General features: G+C 62.4%; 16 protein-coding genes and 1 tRNA gene. 9 read left to right on the forward strand and 8 right to left on the reverse strand.

All coding sequences use genetic code 11. From position 1 onward, the window contains the following. Positions 1 to 29: 29 nt before the first annotated feature. The gene (locus tag AC1D1B_RS17915) at positions 30 to 1,757 is read left to right on the forward strand and encodes an ABC transporter substrate-binding protein (protein WP_477333783.1); all 1,728 of its coding nucleotides are present in this window, start codon (positions 30 to 32) and stop codon (positions 1,755 to 1,757) included. An 89-nt stretch (positions 1,758 to 1,846) separates the two neighbouring features. Next, on the forward strand, positions 1,847 to 3,340 hold the full coding sequence (gene glpK / locus AC1D1B_RS17920; protein ID WP_477333784.1) for a glycerol kinase GlpK: 1,494 nt from the start codon (positions 1,847 to 1,849) through the stop codon (positions 3,338 to 3,340). A 78-nt stretch (positions 3,341 to 3,418) separates the two neighbouring features. Here glpK and AC1D1B_RS17925 read toward each other — a convergent pair whose 3' ends face one another. Then, a complete protein-coding gene (locus AC1D1B_RS17925) occupies positions 3,419 to 3,886 on the reverse strand; it encodes a BA14K family protein (RefSeq protein WP_477333785.1) in 468 nt (155 codons plus the stop codon). A 327-nt stretch (positions 3,887 to 4,213) separates the two neighbouring features. Between AC1D1B_RS17925 and AC1D1B_RS17930 the strand changes: the two genes are divergently transcribed. Continuing rightward, positions 4,214 to 4,289: transfer RNA gene (locus AC1D1B_RS17930), tRNA-Lys, on the forward strand. 105 nt (positions 4,290 to 4,394) lie between these two features. Next, complete coding sequence (locus AC1D1B_RS17935) at positions 4,395 to 4,667, forward strand: hypothetical protein (protein ID WP_477333786.1); 273 nt, start codon at positions 4,395 to 4,397, stop codon at positions 4,665 to 4,667. Positions 4,668 to 4,735: 68 nt separating this feature from the next. Here the strand turns inward: AC1D1B_RS17935 and AC1D1B_RS17940 are convergent, their stop codons facing one another. Further along, positions 4,736 to 5,047 (reverse strand): hypothetical protein, encoded by a 312-nt coding sequence (locus AC1D1B_RS17940; RefSeq protein WP_477333787.1) that lies wholly within the window; start codon positions 5,045 to 5,047, stop codon positions 4,736 to 4,738. Between the two features lie 1,349 nt (positions 5,048 to 6,396). Next, entirely contained in the window at positions 6,397 to 6,615 is a 219-nt protein-coding gene (locus AC1D1B_RS17945) for a hypothetical protein (RefSeq protein ID WP_477333788.1), read from the reverse strand. Positions 6,616 to 7,163: 548 nt separating this feature from the next. Here AC1D1B_RS17945 and AC1D1B_RS17950 point away from each other — a divergent pair. Continuing rightward, the gene (locus AC1D1B_RS17950) at positions 7,164 to 8,306 is read left to right on the forward strand and encodes a hypothetical protein (RefSeq protein ID WP_477333789.1); all 1,143 of its coding nucleotides are present in this window, start codon (positions 7,164 to 7,166) and stop codon (positions 8,304 to 8,306) included. Positions 8,307 to 8,326: 20 nt separating this feature from the next. Here the strand turns inward: AC1D1B_RS17950 and dprA are convergent, their stop codons facing one another. The 4 genes from dprA to AC1D1B_RS17970 are packed head-to-tail and all read right to left on the reverse strand — an operon-like array spanning position 8,327 to position 12,364. Further along, complete coding sequence (gene dprA / locus AC1D1B_RS17955) at positions 8,327 to 9,460, reverse strand: DNA-processing protein DprA (protein ID WP_477333790.1); 1,134 nt, start codon at positions 9,458 to 9,460, stop codon at positions 8,327 to 8,329. After that, the gene (plsY, locus tag AC1D1B_RS17960) at positions 9,457 to 10,062 is read right to left on the reverse strand and encodes a glycerol-3-phosphate 1-O-acyltransferase PlsY (protein WP_477333791.1); all 606 of its coding nucleotides are present in this window, start codon (positions 10,060 to 10,062) and stop codon (positions 9,457 to 9,459) included. The genes dprA and plsY overlap by 4 nt, the downstream gene beginning before the upstream one ends. Before the next feature lie 56 nt (positions 10,063 to 10,118). Continuing rightward, positions 10,119 to 11,405, reverse strand: coding sequence for a dihydroorotase (locus AC1D1B_RS17965; RefSeq protein ID WP_477333792.1), 1,287 nt, complete (start codon positions 11,403 to 11,405; stop codon positions 10,119 to 10,121). After that, positions 11,402 to 12,364, reverse strand: a complete 963-nt coding sequence (locus tag AC1D1B_RS17970; RefSeq protein WP_477333793.1) for an aspartate carbamoyltransferase catalytic subunit — start codon at positions 12,362 to 12,364, stop codon at positions 11,402 to 11,404. The genes AC1D1B_RS17965 and AC1D1B_RS17970 overlap by 4 nt, the downstream gene beginning before the upstream one ends. 177 nt (positions 12,365 to 12,541) lie before the next feature. Here AC1D1B_RS17970 and AC1D1B_RS17975 point away from each other — a divergent pair, with 177 nt between their 5' ends. From AC1D1B_RS17975 to AC1D1B_RS17985, 3 genes are all read left to right on the forward strand, one after another. Next, entirely contained in the window at positions 12,542 to 14,170 is a 1,629-nt protein-coding gene (locus tag AC1D1B_RS17975; RefSeq protein WP_477333794.1) for a DNA alkylation response protein, read from the forward strand. Positions 14,171 to 14,298: 128 nt separating this feature from the next. Further along, positions 14,299 to 14,937 carry a hypothetical protein gene (locus tag AC1D1B_RS17980; RefSeq protein ID WP_477333795.1) on the forward strand — a complete coding sequence of 213 codons (639 nt, stop codon included), beginning with the start codon at positions 14,299 to 14,301 and terminating at the stop codon, positions 14,935 to 14,937. Beyond that, positions 14,937 to 15,278, forward strand: coding sequence for a DUF6105 family protein (locus AC1D1B_RS17985; protein WP_477333796.1), 342 nt, complete (start codon positions 14,937 to 14,939; stop codon positions 15,276 to 15,278). The genes AC1D1B_RS17980 and AC1D1B_RS17985 overlap by 1 nt, the downstream gene beginning before the upstream one ends. Here AC1D1B_RS17985 and ruvX read toward each other — a convergent pair. Next, on the reverse strand, positions 15,196 to 15,702 hold the full coding sequence (ruvX, locus tag AC1D1B_RS17990) for a Holliday junction resolvase RuvX (protein ID WP_477333797.1): 507 nt from the start codon (positions 15,700 to 15,702) through the stop codon (positions 15,196 to 15,198). The genes AC1D1B_RS17985 and ruvX overlap by 83 nt on opposite strands. A gap of 151 nt (positions 15,703 to 15,853) precedes the next feature. Here ruvX and AC1D1B_RS17995 point away from each other — a divergent pair, with 151 nt between their 5' ends. Beyond that, on the forward strand, positions 15,854 to 16,561 hold the full coding sequence (locus AC1D1B_RS17995) for a metal-dependent hydrolase (RefSeq protein WP_477333798.1): 708 nt from the start codon (positions 15,854 to 15,856) through the stop codon (positions 16,559 to 16,561). The last annotated feature ends 11 nt before the right edge of the window (positions 16,562 to 16,572 follow it).

Raw genomic sequence — 16,572 nt, forward strand, 5'->3', positions numbered from 1 at the left:
TTGAAACCTTAAAACAGTGGAGGAAACTAATGCGACGGCAATTTTTAACATCAACAACCGCACTTGTCCTGTTGCTCGGGGCAGGCAACGCCTACGCCGGAATGGACGAGGCCAAGGCGTTCCTGGACAAGGAAATCGGCCCGCTGTCGACGCTTGATCGCGCCGGCCAGGAAGCTGAAATGCAGTGGTTCATCGATGCCGCGAAGCCTTTCGCCGGCATGGACATCAAGGTCGTCTCGGAAACCATCGCCACCCACCAATATGAATCGCAGGTGCTGGCGCCGGCCTTTACCGCCATCACCGGCATCAAGATCACGCATGACGTCATCCAGGAAGGCGACGTCGTCGAGAAGATCCAGACCCAGATGCAGACCGGGCAGAACCTCTATGACGGCTGGGTCAACGATTCCGACCTGATCGGCACCCACTGGCGCTACCAGCAGGTCCGCAACCTGACCGACTGGATGGCGGGCGAGGGCAAGGACGTCACCAATCCGAACCTCGACCTGAAGGACTTTATCGGCACCTCCTTCACCACGGCGCCGGACAAGAAGCTCTATCAGCTGCCCGACCAGCAGTTCGCCAACCTCTACTGGTTCCGTTACGACTGGTTCAACGACGAGAAGAACAAGGCCGACTTCAAGGCCAAATACGGTTACGACCTCGGTGTCCCCGTCAACTGGTCTGCCTATGAGGACATCGCCGAATTCTTCACCGGCCGCGAGATCGACGGCAAGAAGGTCTATGGCCACATGGACTACGGCAAGAAGGATCCGTCGCTCGGCTGGCGGTTCACCGACGCCTGGCTGTCGATGGCCGGCAACGGCGACAAGGGCTTGCCGAACGGCCTGCCGGTCGACGAATGGGGCATCAAGGTCGACGAGAATTCGCGTCCTGTCGGCTCCTGCACGGCGCGCGGCGGCGACACCAACGGCCCGGCAGCCGTCTACTCGATCCAGAAGTACCTCGACTGGCTGAAGGCCTACGCTCCGGCCGAAGCACAGGGCATGACCTTCTCCGAATCCGGCCCGGTGCCGGCGCAGGGTGCGGTCGCGCAGCAGATCTTCTGGTACACCGCCTTCACCGCTTCGATGGTCGACGCGGGCGCCAAGGCCGTGCTGAACGACGACGGCACGCCGAAGTGGCGCATGGCCCCGTCGCCGCATGGCGTCTACTGGAAGGACGGCATGAAGCTCGGCTATCAGGACGTCGGTTCCTGGACGCTGATGAAGTCGACGCCGACCGATCGCGCCAAGGCCGCCTGGCTCTACGCGCAGTTCGTGACGTCGAAGACGGTCGACGTGAAGAAAAGCCATGTCGGTCTGACCTTCATCCGCGAGAGCACGATCCACGACAAGAGCTTCACCGAACGCGCGCCGAAGCTCGGCGGTCTGATCGAGTTCTACCGCTCGCCGGCTCGTGTCCAGTGGTCACCGACCGGCACCAACGTTCCTGACTATCCGAAGCTGGCACAGCTTTGGTGGCAGGCGATCGGCGATGCCTCGTCCGGCGCCAAGAGCGCGCAGGAAGCCATGGACTCGCTCTGCGCCGAACAGGAAAAGGTCATGAGCCGCATCGAGAAGTCGGGCGTCCAGGGCGATATCGGCCCGAAGATGGCCGAAGAGCATGATCTTGCCTACTGGAACGCCGACGCGGTCAAGAAGGGCAATCTCGCTCCTCAGCTGAAGATCGAGAACGAGAAGGAAAAGCCGATCACCATCAACTACGATGAACTGGTGAAGAGCTGGCAGAAGTAGTCTTGGCGTACGCGCCAGGATCATAGTGAACGGGGAGGCGGCATCTTGCCGTCTCCCCTGTTTGTATAAGCGAGCTACCGGGAGGAATAATGACCGGATACATCCTTGCGATCGACCAGGGCACGACTTCGACCAGGGCGATCCTGTTCGACGGCGAGATGAAGGTTGCCGGCAGCAAACAGCAGGAATTCACCCAGCACTATCCGGCCTCCGGCTGGGTCGAGCACGATCCCGAAGAAATCTGGGCAAGCGTCGTCGCTACGGTCAAAGGCGCGCTCAAGGTTGCCGGCCGCGCGGCGTCCGATGTGGCGGCGATCGGCATCACCAACCAGCGGGAAACCGTCGTCATCTGGGACAAGGCGACCGGCAAGCCGATCCACAATGCCATCGTCTGGCAGGACCGCCGCACCGCGCCGCTCTGCCAGAAGCTGAAGAAGCAGGGCCTGGAGAAAAAATTCACAAAAAAAACCGGGCTGCTGCTCGATCCCTATTTCTCCGGCACCAAGATTGCCTGGATGCTGGACAAGGTGAAGGGCGCGAGAAAACGCGCAGAAAAGGGCGAGTTGCTCTCCGGCACCATCGACAGTTTTTTGATCTGGCGGCTGACCGGCGGCAAGGTTCACGCCACCGACGCCACCAACGCCTCGCGCACGCTCGTCTATAACATCGAGACGAATGTCTGGGACGACGAGCTGCTCTCCATCCTGCGCATCCCGGCCGCAATGCTGCCCGAGGTCAAGGATTGCGCCGACGACTACGGCGTGACGGAGAAAAGCCTGTTCGGTGCCGAGATAAAGATCCTCGGCGTGGCGGGCGACCAGCACGCGGCGACCATCGGCCAGGCCTGTTTCGAGCCGGGCATGATGAAATCCACTTACGGCACCGGCTGTTTCGCGCTGCTCAACACTGGCGCCGATCTGGTGCGCTCGAAGAACCGGCTGTTGACCACCATCGCCTACCGGCTGAACGGCAAGACCACCTATGCGCTGGAAGGCTCGATCTTCATCGCTGGTGCGGCCGTGCAATGGTTGCGCGACGGCATCAAGGTGATCGGCAAGGCCGAGCACAGCGGCGTGCTGGCGGCAACCGCCGACCCGACCCAGAATGTCTATCTGGTGCCGGCTTTCGTTGGGCTCGGCGCGCCGCACTGGGACGCCGAAGCGCGTGGCGCGATCTTCGGGCTGACCCGCAATTCGGGTCCGGCGGAGTTTGCCCGTGCAGCACTGGAATCCGTAGCCTACCAGACGCGCGACCTGCTCGACGCCATGCGCAAGGACTGGAAGGGCGCTTCCGCCAAAACCGTGCTTCGCGTCGATGGCGGCATGGTGGCCTCCGACTGGACGATGCAACGGCTGGCCGACATCCTCGATGCGCCGGTCGACCGCCCGACCATTCTGGAGACGACGGCGCTGGGTGCCGCATGGCTCGCCGGCTCGAAGGCGGGTGTGTGGCCAAAGGCGAAGGATTTTGCCAGAAGCTGGGCGCTCGAGCGCCGCTTCAAGCCGGACATGGATGCTGCTGTCCGTTCGGTAAAACTGGCGGGTTGGCGCGATGCGGTGCGCAGGACGCTGAGCGCGTTCTGACGGTTTCGGCAGAAACAAAGGCCCACGCCGTTGTCGGCGCGGGCCTTCTACACAATACTTGGCAGTCACTCAGCTAGGTCAGTAGGGCGAATTGCACTGCTGCCGAGGACCGTAGTTCGGCTGAAAAGTGTTGTCCGACGCGCGATACGACCGGTAGCGGTCATAGCACCACTGCACATGCGAATCGCCGCCCCGGTAGACGCGGTTCTGGTTGTTGTTGACGATCGCGCCGGTAATCAGCGCGCCGGCAATGAATGCACCCGCCGGAAACCAGAAATCGCCGTGACGGCGATAGCCGTGGCGGTAATGGCGCGAGCCGCGATGGCCGTTCCAGTAGGCGCCGTCATTGTTGCTGCGCGAGAAATTGCGGTCGCCGTTGAAGTTGCGGTTTTTCATCCACGGCTTGTAGTCGACCGCCTGCACATCGGACGAAGCCGACGGGGCCTGCGGCGCAATCATTTGCGTGGCGCCAGCCGGCACGGCCGCGGAAGCTGCGAAAGAGGCTGACAATGTGGCCGCCAGCATACCCGATACGATCTTGTTCACGATCTTCTCCTTAAAAAGGGTGGTTGACGTCCCTTGTGGGGAGAGAACGGCCCGGCGGTGCGAAGGTTCCCGCCAAAACATTAAGTTGCTGATTTGCAATGTTTCTCCAGTCAACCGGAGAACAACAGACCCATCTCGCGCGCCTGCAGATTTTGAAGCGGTTACCTCAGCACCGGAGCGGCTCACCGGCCTCCTGCCAAGGCAATTTGCGGGGCGTCAGGCGATGGCAGGAACCTCTGTGAAAGGGCCATCTTTTTCCGGTTGACCGGTCGCGGCACTCTCCCTATGTTCCGCGCAATTTCGAGGGCGGCCTTTTAGAGCCCGCGGGAGCGCGTAGCTCAGCCGGTAGAGCAACTGACTTTTAATCAGTAGGTCATGGGTTCGAATCCCATCGCGCTCACCAAATTGCCGAGCAAAATCAACACGATATTGTTTCGCTACCGAAACGTATGGAGGCGGTTATCCACAGGGGCTAACTGGCTAACAGAAACGATCTTCCGGGGGAACCATGATCGATTGGGAGCAGATTCGAAGACATCGCCACGTGGAAGACGAGTCACCACCAGAATGGCCGACAGGAGTGCAGGCCATCAGCAGCAGCGGCCTTACCCTGCTGGGAATCCATGAAAAATCAGGCGAGCTGTACTGGGACGGTCAGCAGGTTGTGACGGCTCGGCGGCTCGCTAACTTCGAACGCTGGATGGCTGCGCTCGTGACTGCCGCGACAGTGGTCATGGCGCTGATCGAGGTTGGTCGCGCCGCAGGCTGGATCACTCATTGAAAAGCCCGCCACGTGAAGGCAGTGGGCCAATCTGGAGACGCAAGTGGCGACACCAATGAAGCGCATCTCTAGATGCGCGTAGTGCCATTCTCCCCACCACCAAAATGTCGTGCCGGCGGCGGCCGATCGTCGCTTCGCCCTTGATCTGATCCACAGCCCACCTCAACGATTCCGACCAGTGCCCGAACAAACCCAACCATATCGTTTGCCGTGATGGCTGCCTTGTCGGGACTTTGCCCAATGTGCTCGGCGGCTTTGCAACATGACAGGCGGATGAGATCGTAGTGTAAATCCCTTTCATCCTCCGGCAACGCCGCTAATTTCATGGTTCGGCGATGAATCAACCGCAGCAATTGTTCGAGAGCTGTTCCGACACTCATGCGCTTGCTCCGCATTGGTCGAGCGTCCGGGCGCTCCAGGCACGCGTTGGAACGTCGATGAGGAGGCGTTTTCCATCCTCCGTGCGGAAGGCTGCATCAGAGCCGTTAATATATCGTTTATTGCTAATATAAGACGCTTCGCAGAAGCCGCCCTGCCCAGGGCCGGGCGCCGGACGGCGCCTCCTCGAAATCGTTCGTGCAGCGCCATGTCAGCAGCGTTGTCATAAAAAGCCCGCTACCGTGAGGCAGCGGGCATCTGGAGAAAATCCAGTAGTTCAGTGACGCCCTTCCGGCGCCTCCATATATTGGGCGAACGCCGCAGCAGATGTGGACGACAGCCCCGGACGATCGCCGCCGCGATTTGCAGCATGTCGGATCGACTCCCGACGAGCTTCGCGACAACACGAGAACCGCAAATCAATTAGCACATGCTTAATTAGGTTCCGGAAAATTTTAACGAATCGTTGACCGCGCTGTCCCATTATAGGACGGCGCGGTCAAACCCCAACCGGACTGCGCAGGCGGCTCCGGCACCAAGCACCCCGCCCAACTGTCGGAGCCGCCACCTTCACCTAATATACCAGTAATGGTTGAATCAACTGTTACCGCACGTGCTTTCCAGTGCGCTTCCCTGACCGTTAGACTTTGACGGAACAAACAGGGAATTCCGGAATCGTCCATTGAACGTTCCGCATTTAGCCAATCGACATGCGACATTGATCCAAATTATTTTTGGCGCCGCTCAGCCGTCCACGCGACACTTCCTCAGCCATAGGCCCCCAGAAATTAGAAATGGCCGGTGCGGGGGGTTGCTTGGGCAAGCGAGGCGCACCGGCCATTGCGGGTTTGGATTTCGGGGGTCCCCCGCACTGCCTAAGCTATAGGCATATTAGGAATGACTCAATTACGACTGAAGTCCCTGGGACTTGCCCGCTCTATAAGCGTTTGCGCAACGCGCCTTCCTCGAAAATGGCTGAGAGGTCTACCTCATCATGAAACTGGGCATGAGGGTCGAAAGCCAGCCAAGACGCATGAGATCGAAGCTCTCTGAGGCGTGCGTTCTTTGCATGTCTGGCTTGGTATTGTTCCTCCTCAAACGGAGAAACAGAGTTTTCGCGAGGGTTCATGCGCACTCCCGATTAGCGCCATACCCTAAATGAACGATTGAGCCTTGAATTGGTTTCCTGTGGCCCGCCGGAGCGCGCTGCCGTTGGCCGTTGCCTGGCACCTGTACGACGCCCGTGCGCCCGCCAGCCTTTTCGTATCGTGCTCACCCGGACCTTGCCGGTGGGGCCGTCCAACCCTTGCCAGGGCGCTCTGCAAGGTCGTTGTCACGCATTGGGGCGCGGCTAATGCGGCAAGACGCTGATGACGATGGCCGCCAGCACCACGGCGATCACTGCAATCACGATCGCCGCGATCCGAATACGCTTCGCCCACACTTTGCGCCGAGGGCCAGCCACTGTCGTGGCCTCGTAGGCGCTGTAAATGCGCCGACCATCCTCCGCGAAGCGGTCGCTGTTGGGGTATGCCTTTTTGGGCTTTGGCCTAGGACGAAGAAAGCTCACCTGATCCCTCCCGAGAAACCGCTTCCGGTCCCTGTCTATTAGCACATGCTTGTATTTCTCTTGAAGCGGGAGCATGCTTACAGACGTGCGGGGGAGGCCACCAGGTTAACGGTGGAAAGGGGTGTAGTTCATGGAAACAGTTTGCTCCGTCCCCGGCGGGATTTGTCTCTTGTCGGTTTTCGTCAGTGTCACGATGGCGTTTGTCGTCATGGCGCCATTCGCAGCCACGCGCCTGCTCGTCTTGAGGATGCGCGAGCACTCGGTCGGACACCTTCAACCCGCCTGAATGTGTCGGCAGCGTCCTTCTCGTCTGCTGCGAGCCGCTTGAGCCCTTCAGGCCCATGGCTGGCGAGTGATCGCCTTGCCGCTCGCGGTGTTGAAGTCGTAGTGCTTGCATTCGTTTACCGTTGAGGCCCTGACTTTCAATCAGTAGGTCATGGGTCGGAATCCAATCGCGCTGTGCTTGCGTCGGCCCAGAGCGCAGCTTCCAACCTTGTCGCCAAACCCGTCGCGGGCTAAACTCAACCTTCCCAGGGGAGGGTTCAACCATGACACTTCAGCTTTCGGCGGATGCTGTAGCCCCTAAGGCGGCGACACCTCAAAAATACCTGTACGGCCCGGTCGCCGATTTCCTCATGCTGGGCGGCAGCGCGTTTCTCATTTTGCCGGTGCTGTTTCTCGTTCCGCTCGAGTACGAGGGTCCGGTTGCCGCAACGATGGTCTTCGTGGCCTATCTCGTGAACTATCCCCACTTCGCCCACTCCTACCAACTTTTCTATCGCAATTTCGGGCGCAAGGTATCTGGCAGCGGCTACGACAGGAGCCTGCAGCTCCGCTACATCTTCGCGGGCATTGTCGTGCCGTTGGTCATGGCTGGATTCTTTGCCTATGGCGCAGCGGCGGCGAACACGCGCCTGCTCGGCTATGCAACCAACGCCATGTTCTTTTTCGTCGGCTGGCACTACGTCAAGCAGGGCTACGGCATGCTGATGGTGGATGCGGTACTCAAGCGCAAATTCTTCGACGATCGCGACAAGAAGGTGCTGCTGGTCAACTCCTATGCCGTGTGGATCCTGGCATGGCTGCAGACGAATACGGCAGTCACCCAGGGCAAATATTACGGCCTCGACTACTACACATTCGCAGCCCCTTCCTGGGTCACCGACATTGCCCTGCTGGCGGCCGTTGCGTCGACGGCGGCCACGCTTTTGATGCTGGTCAATCGCTGGCGAAAGAACGGCGGCGGTCTGCCCTATAACGGCCTGGTGGCCTATGTCGCGTCGCTCTATCTTTGGATCCTGATTGCCAGAATAAACCCGCTCTGGCTGCTGATCGTGCCAGCGCTTCACTCGCTGCAGTATCTCGCCGTGGTCTGGCGCTATCAGACCAATGTCGAGCGCGACAGCTCCGATGCCGAAAGCGATCCGCAGCCCAAGGTCCTGTCCTTTCTCGGCCCCCTCTACAGGTTTCGGCTCCTCGGCTTTATCGTCGGCGGCACCGCCCTCGGCTATCTCGGCTTCTGGCTGATCCCATCGGCGCTGACGGCTTTGATCCCGTACGACCGGCAAGTCCTCGGTTCATCGCTGTTCTTCTTCATCGTGCTGATCTTCATCAACGTGCATCACTACTTTCTGGACAACGTGATGTGGCGCCGCGGCAACCCGGAGGTGTCGAAGTATCTGTTCCGGTAAGCCACAGAATTCAGGGGCTTTCACGAAACCAGCGAGACGTTGCCGCCGGCGTGGCGCTCGATGCGGCCGGCGAGGTCGAGTTCCAAAAGCACCATGGACACCTGCGCGGCATTGAGGCCGGTGTGGCGGATGATCTCGTCCACCGCCACGGGCGTTGGTCCGAGCGCTTCGAGCACGCCGGCACGCTCGTCCTCGCCGGGCGGCGGCGTTGCCGATAGATCGGGCAGCTTTTCCGGTGGCGAGGGCACAGCCCTTGGCGTCCGCTTGCCGGCCAGAGGCGCGATCGCTCCGGAAACATCAGCCGCTTCGGTGACAAGCATGGCGCCATCCTTGAGCAGGCCGTTGGAGCCGGCGCAACGCGGATCGAGCGGCGAACCCGGCACGGCAAAGACCAGCCGGCCCATTTCGCCGGCTAGGCGCGCGCTGATCAGCGAGCCGGAGCGTTGCGCCGCTTCGATCACCACCAGTCCGAGGGCCGCACCCGCGACAAGCCGGTTGCGGCGCGGAAAATCCTGCGCCCGCGGCTGCCAGCCGAACGGCATTTCCGAAATGACGGCGCCGCCGCGTTCGGCGATGTCATTGGTGAGACCGGCATTTTCAGGCGGGTAGGGAACATCGAGCCCGCCGGCCAGCACCCCAATCGTGCCTGTCGCAAGGCTGCCCTGATGTGCCGCCGTGTCGATGCCGCGCGCCAGGCCTGAGACGATGGCGTAGCCGTCGCGGCCAAGATCCGCCGCCAGCATGCGCGCCATCTTGATCCCGGCGAGCGATGCGTTGCGGGCGCCGACAATGGCGACCGCCGGCAGGCGGAACACCGCAGCCTCGCCTTTCATGGCAATCAGCGGCGGCGGATTGTCCATATTCTTGAGCATCGGCGGATAGTCCGCCTCGCCAATGCCGACGAAGCGGGCGCCGGCGACGCCGGCCGCTTCCAGTTCTGCTTCTGCCTCGGCCTCGGAGGGAATGCGAACGATCTTCCTGGCGCCGCCCGAAATCATCAGCTCGGGCAACATCTCAAGCGCCGCCTCAGCCGAACCGAAACGGTTGATCAGTTCGCGAAACGAGGCCGGGCCGACATTTTGCGTGCGGATCAGACGCAACCAGCTCAGCCGCTGCCGGTCGCTGAGGCGCGGCCCGGCGGCGGGCTTGCTCAACCCTTGGCTCCGATCTTGCCCTCGGTGCCGGCAAGCAGGCGCGAAATGTTGGCGCGATGTTTGAAGATGACGATCAGGCTCATCACCAGGAACAGCCCGGCGGTCTCCGGTGTGCTCCAGAAATAAAGCGCTATCGGCACGATGACCGCCGCCGCAAGCGCCGCCAGCGAGGAATAGCGAAACAGGAAGGCCATCGCCAGCCAGACGACGATAAAGATCAGCGCCACATGCCAGCCCAGCGCGATCAGCACGCCGAGATAGGTGGCCACGCCCTTGCCGCCTTTGAACACGAGCCAGACCGGAAACAGATGGCCAAGAAAGGCGCCAAGACCTGCCCAAAGTCCAAGACCGGCCCACAGTCCGAAGTCGTGCCCAAAATGGCGCGCAATCATCACCGCCGCCGTACCCTTCAGCGCGTCGAGCACCAGCGTCGCGGCGGCGAGGCCCTTGTTGCCGGTGCGCAGCACATTGGTGGCGCCGATATTGCCGGAGCCGATCTTGCGCACATCGCCCAGACCGGCGGCGCGGGTGATCAGCAGGCCGAAGGGAATCGAGCCTAGGAGATAGCCGAACAGCAATGCCAGGATGACGTTGTAACTCATTGTTTCCCCCCGCATTTCTCTCGCAGCTGATAGGCGTGCAATATGCCGCGATCGCTCTAGGCTGAAAACACTGTGCGGCCCGCCACCAGCGTTTGCAAGACCATGCCTTGCAGCCGCGCGCCTTCGAAACAGGTGTTTTTCGAGCGCGAGCGGATGCCGCTTTCGCTGACGATCCAGGGCTCTTCGAGATCGATGACCGCGAGATCGGCCGGCGCGCCGGGCTTCAGACTGCCGCCGGGCAGGCCGAACAGTTTGGCCGGCGCCGTGGACAGTGTCTCGACCAGTCTGAGTAATGGCAAATCGCCATTGTGGTAGAGGCGCAGCGCTGCGCCCAGCAGAGTCTCCAGCCCGATCGCGCCGGCAGCGGCATCGGCGAAGGGCAGGCGCTTGGTGTCGACATCCTGCGGGTCGTGCGAGGAGACGATGATGTCGATCGTGCCGTCCTTGACCGCCTCGATCATCGCCAGCCGGTCTTCCTCGGCGCGCAAAGGCGGCGTCAGCCGGAAGAAGGTGCGGTATTCCCCGACATCGTTCTCGTTGAGCGACAGATTGTGGATCGCAACGCCCGCCGTGACATTGGCCTGGTCGGCTTTCGCCCGCGCCACCGCTTGCGCGGCCATTTCTGTCGAGATCTTGGCTGCGTGGTAGGCGCCGCGCGTCAGCCTGGCCAGCGCCAGGTCGCGCTCCAGTGGAATGGACTCGGCCTCGCGCGGAATGCCGGCAAGGCCGAGCCAGCTGGCATAGAGGCCCTCATTCATGACGCCGGCCGAGGCGAGGTCGCCATCCTGCGTCTCATGCGCGATGACGCCGCCGAAATCGCGGGCATAGGTCAGCGCCCGGCGCATCACCAACGCGCTGGATATTGTGTGGCGGCCATCGGTGAAGGCGACCGCGCCGGCCTCGCGCAGCAGCCCGAACTCGGTCATCTCGCGGCCGGCAAGGCCCTTGGTGATCGCCGCGGCCGGGAAGATGTTGACGATTGCCGTGTCCCGCGCGGTGCGCAGCACGAATTCCACCAGCGCGACATTGTCGATCACCGGGTCGGTGTCGGGCATCATGACGACGGAGGTGACGCCGCCGGCCGCCGCCGCAATGCTTGCCGAAGCGATGGTCTCGCGGTGTTCGCCGCCTGGCTCGCCGATGAACACGCGCGCATCGATCAGGCCGGGGATGATCGCCTTGCCGGCGCAGTCGACGACTGTGGCTCCGGCCGGCGCGCCCTGGTTCAGGGCAGCCTTGCCAGCCGCAACGATTTTCTTCCCCTCGACGATAACGGTGCCGGTCTCGTCGATGCCGCGTGACGGATCGACGATGCGGGCGCGCTCAAAGACCGTCGTGCTCATGCGCCGCGACCCTCGTTGCGGCGCGGGTCGAGCAGCGCTTCCATCACCGCCATGCGCACGGCAACACCCATCTCGACCTGTTCCTGGATAACGCTTTGCGGGCCGTCGGCGATTTCCGACGCGATCTCGACGCCTCGGTTCATCGGTCCGGGATGCATGACCAGCGCGCCGTCCTTGGCCGCCTTCAGCTTCTCGGCATCGAGCCCGAAATAGCGGAAATATTCGCGCACCGAAGGCACGAAGGCGCCTTCCATGCGCTCGCGCTGCAGGCGCAGCATCATCACCACGTCGGCTCCCTTCAGCCCTTCGGCCATAGAGCGCGAGACGATGACGCCCATTTTCTCGATGCCGGACGGCAACAGCGTCGAGGGTGCCACGACCCGCACCTGCGCGCCGAGCGCGTTGAGGAGCATGATGTTGGAGCGCGCGACGCGCGAATGCAGAATGTCGCCGCAGATCGCCACGATCAGCTTCGACAGCGGTCCTTTGGCACGGCGGATGGTCAGCGCGTCAAGCAGCGCCTGTGTCGGATGTTCGTGCGCGCCGTCGCCGGCATTGACCACCGAGCAGCCGACCTTTTGCGCCAGCAGCGCGGCAGCACCCGCCGACTGGTGGCGGATAATGAGGATGTCGGGCCGCATCGCGTTCAGCGTCATTGCCGTGTCGATCAGCGTCTCGCCCTTCTTCACCGACGAGCTCGCCACCGACATGTTCATGACGTCGGCGCCGAGCCGTTTGCCGGCCAGTTCGAACGACGACTGCGTGCGGGTCGATGCTTCGTAGAAAAGGTTGATCTGAGTGCGGCCGCGCAGCGTCGAGGTTTTTTTCTCCGACTGCCGGGAAATCGCGACTGCGCGATCGGCCCGGTCGAGCAAAAGCTCGATATCACCGGGGGAAAGATCGCGGATGCCCAGAAGATGGCGGTGAGGATAAAGCGGCAGGGACGAAGCGTCGGTCATCTCAAGGCGCTGCTATAGGGGGGAGAATTCCCTGCCGCAAGCGCCAGCTTCGGATTGCGGCCTTTCTCCCCGGTATTTTCGTCGCGCGCGCCGGCCGGCTTGGGCTATATCTAGCCGATGGCTCGGATTCGAAGCCTTTGTAGCGATAAGGCCATTCTACCTTCAGAAGGATCGGGCGTGACCGACGACGTGACCAACCAGCCGCCGCCGCTGACGGGCGGCAACGCCTGGCGGGGCGATCCGTTGCTGATCCAGCTCGCCGAGCGTTTTTCCGATCCGGTGCGCAAGGATCTCGACGGGCTTGGCCGGTTCGTCCTGACGCAGGAGGCGCAGGAGCTGGCGCGCCTCGCCAATGTCGAGACGCCGAAGCTCCGCACCCATGACCGCCAGGGCCGGCGCATCGACCAGGTCGAGTTCCACCCGGCCTATCACGCGCTGATGCGCCGCTCGGTTGCCGGCGGCCTGCATTCCTCGATCTGGGAGAATGGCGACAACGAGATCGGCCGTCGCCATCAGGTGCGCGCCGCGCGTTTCTATCTGACCGCCGAACTCGAGACCGGGCATCTCTGCCCCATCACCATGACCAGCGCTTCGCTGGCCGCCCTGATGGCCAGCCCAAAGCTGTTTCGCGAATGGGCGCCGCGCGTGACGACGCGCAAATACGACCAGAGCCAGAAGCCGCCGGTCGAAAAGACCGGGCTGACGCTCGGCATGGGCATGACCGAAAAGCAGGGTGGCACCGACGTGCGCGCCAACACCACACGGGCCGAGCGCGCCGGCAGCGGCTTTTATCGCCTCACCGGCCACAAATGGTTCATGTCGGCGCCGATGTCGGATGCTTTTCTCGCGCTTGGGCAAGCGCCGGAAGGGCTTTCCTGCTTTCTCGTGCCGCGCATCCTCGGCGACGGCTCCGGCAACGGTTTCCGTTTCCAGCGGCTGAAGGACAAGCTCGGCAACCGTTCCAACGCGTCCTCGGAGGTGGAGTTCGTCAATGCCATCGGCGAGATGGTCGGCGAGCCCGGCGCCGGCGTGAAGACGATCATGGACATGGTCACGCTGACCCGGCTCGACTGTGCCGTCGCCTCGTCGGCGATCATGCGTGCTGGCCTTGCCGAGGCCGTCCATCACACCCGCCACCGCCAGGTGTTCGGCTCGACGCTGATCGAACAGCCCCTGATGCAGCGCGTGCTGGCCGACATGGCGCTCGATGTCGCCGCCGCCACAGCACTTTCGTTCCGGCTGGCGCGTTCCTTCGACGAGGCGGCCAGCGATCGCGGCGAGGCGGCCTTTGCCCGCGCCATGACCCCGGTCGTCAAATACTGGGTGTGCAAGATCGCGCCGCCGCTGCTCTATGAGGCGATGGAATGCCTTGGCGGCAATGGCTATGTCGAGGAGGCGCCGCTCGCCCGCTACTATCGCGAAGCCCCGGTCAATGCGATCTGGGAAGGGTCGGGCAATGTCATGGCGCTCGACGTGCTGCGTGTGCTTGGCCGCGCGCCCGGCCTGTTCGAGGAGGTGCTGGCCGGCATCGACCGCGATCTCGGCGCCGGCGGACGCGGCACTATCGGCGTGCTCAAGGCAGCCATGCAGGTTGCCGGCACCGATGAGGGGTCAGCCCGTCTGCTCACCGAACAACTGGCGCTGTCGGCGGCGGCGGCGGAATTGCGCCGGCTGGGGGCAGGGCGGATCGCCGATGCCTTCGTCGAGACGCGGCTCGCCGGCCAGTGGCGCAACACCTACGGCATGCTCGATTCGCGCCACGATGCGCGCATGATCATCGACACCCTCTATCCGCCGGTCAACTGAAGCCGGCTGCACAGCTTTTCACCACGAATTTACTGCCGCCTGTGGATGGACGTTAACCTTAACAAATGGTTTCCGTTGCAGCGGCGGGCCGCAAAGCCCACTGTCTTTGTCACTAAAGCAGGAATGCCATGCGTGCTATTTTGACCTCTTTTCTGGCCTTGCACTGGGCGGTGGTTTTCGCCCTGCTGGCGTTCATCTGTATGGATGGAAACCGCGGCGTTGCGGGCGCTCTGGGGGTACTTGGCGTCGTCATGGAAAACACCCTTCCGGTCGATCTCGACAATGCTGCCGTCGTGGCGCCGCTGGCCATTGCGCTGCTGGTCGTCGCGGTGCTGTTTTGCTGGGTCTTCGTCGAGAGTTTGGTTAACGCCGCAGCGAGCCCCGACGGTGCCGACAGCGTGGCGCGGACCGCCTTTATTTCCGCATCCGCCGTCCTGTCGCTCATCCTGATCGGCGGCGCCGCGCAAGGCATCAACGGCCTGTTCATGGTTGTTGCCGTGCAACTGGCGGCACTTCTGGCCTCCTACGTCGCCATGCTTGCCGAGCGGAGATCGGTTTTCGCCGGCGCGGTTTCGCGGGAGGCCGAGAGCCGCGCCACGGCGCATGCGATGGCACAAGGCGCCGCGCACGGATCCTTGCTGTCGCGTATTTCCGGCCGGCCCGACATTGGTCCCAGAGATGGCGGTCCCAGAGATGGCGGTCCCAGAGATGGTGGCCCCAGAGATGGTGGCCACAGAGGCGGCTCCAGCCGCAGGGACGGTCACTGATGCGTACGCTGTTCGCATTGTGGGCCGCCCCGCTCGCTCTGTTCTGGGGCTGGTTCTTCCTGTCGCTCAACGACATCAATTTCGGCTACGTTATGCTCAGCCGGCAGCTGCATGATGTCGTGTTCCAGCTCTACGGCCAGATGCTGGGCATCGATCCGGCGATCATTCCGGGTATGGTGGCAAGGGCCTGCGTCTTTGACGGCTTCCTGCTGATGGCGCTGTGGGCGTTCCGCCGCCGACGCAAAATCGCCGCCTGGATCAGGCGGAAGGTGGGGAATTCGGTTCCGTCCGATCGGATGAGCCAAGCGACTGGAGCCGGTCCAGAACTCCCTGCAGAATAAAGGCCGCCGCCGCCGAATCGATCTTGCCGGCGCGCTTTCGGCGCGAGAAATCCATCTCGATCAGCGTCCGCTCGGCCGCGACCGTCGACAGCCGCTCGTCCCACAGCACGAAGGGCAGGTCGGTCATCCCAGCCATGTTGCGCACGAAGGCGCGGGATTTCTGGGCGCGCGGACCTTCCGACCCATCCATGTTGATGGGCAGGCCGAGCACAAATGCGCCGACATTGTCCTTCTGCAATTGGGCAAGCAGCGCTGCCGCATCCAGCGAAAATTTCTTGCGCAGGATCACCGGGCGCGGATGCGCGAAAGACAGGCCGCGGTCGGAAACAGCGACGCCGATCGTCTTGTCGCCGAGGTCGAGCCCGGCCAGCGTCCTGCCGCCTTCCAGGCGTGCCGGCAGATCCTCGATTGCTATGATGCCCAACGGCTTTCCCCAAAACCAGTTTTACCGTGACCCAGTCTTACCGTCACAACGAGCGTGACACGTTCTTTTGAACCGCGAGCGTACTATGTCACTTTAATTTCGCAGCCGGCGTTCTATCTTCCGGCGCAACCAAAATCGAGGAACACGATTGATGAAATTGACCTGGTACGGACATTCGGCCTTTCGCATCGAGACATCAGGCGCGACCATCCTCATCGACCCCTATCTCATCGGCAATCCGTCATGGACGGGTGGCTGGGAGGGGCCGGCGGAGGGCGTCACCCATGTCCTTTTGACCCACGGCCACAATGACCATGTCAGCGGCGCGGTGGAGGTGCTGAAGAAGAGCGGTGCCCAGCTGGTCGCCAATTTCGAGATCTGCATGTACCTGGTCGGCAAGGGCGTCGACGGCAACAAAATCAATCCCGGCAATCTCGGCGGCACCGTCGATTGCGGCGCCTTCACCACCACCTTCGTCCAGGCGCTGCACTCCTCGTCGTTCGGCCTCGATGGTGGCCAGAACGTTTATCTCGGCAACCCCGGCGGTCTGGTCCTGCATTTCCCGGAGGACAAGACGCTCTACCATATGGGTGACACCGACATCTTCTCAGACATGGCGCTGATCAACGAATTGCACGAGCCGAAGATCGGCATCGTGCCGGTCGGTGACCGCTTTACCATGGGCGGTGCGGTGGCGGCCCTTGCCTGCCGGCGCTTCTTCCACTTCGACACGGTCGTGCCCTGTCACTTCGGCACCTTCCCGATCATCGACCCGACGGCGGAAAAATTCGTCACCGGCCTCGAAGGATCTGGCGTCGACGTGGCCTTGCCAGCAATCGGCCAAACGATCACACTATAGAGCGATCGCTT

The organism is Mesorhizobium sp. P2_C5_2, assembly GCF_056404535.1.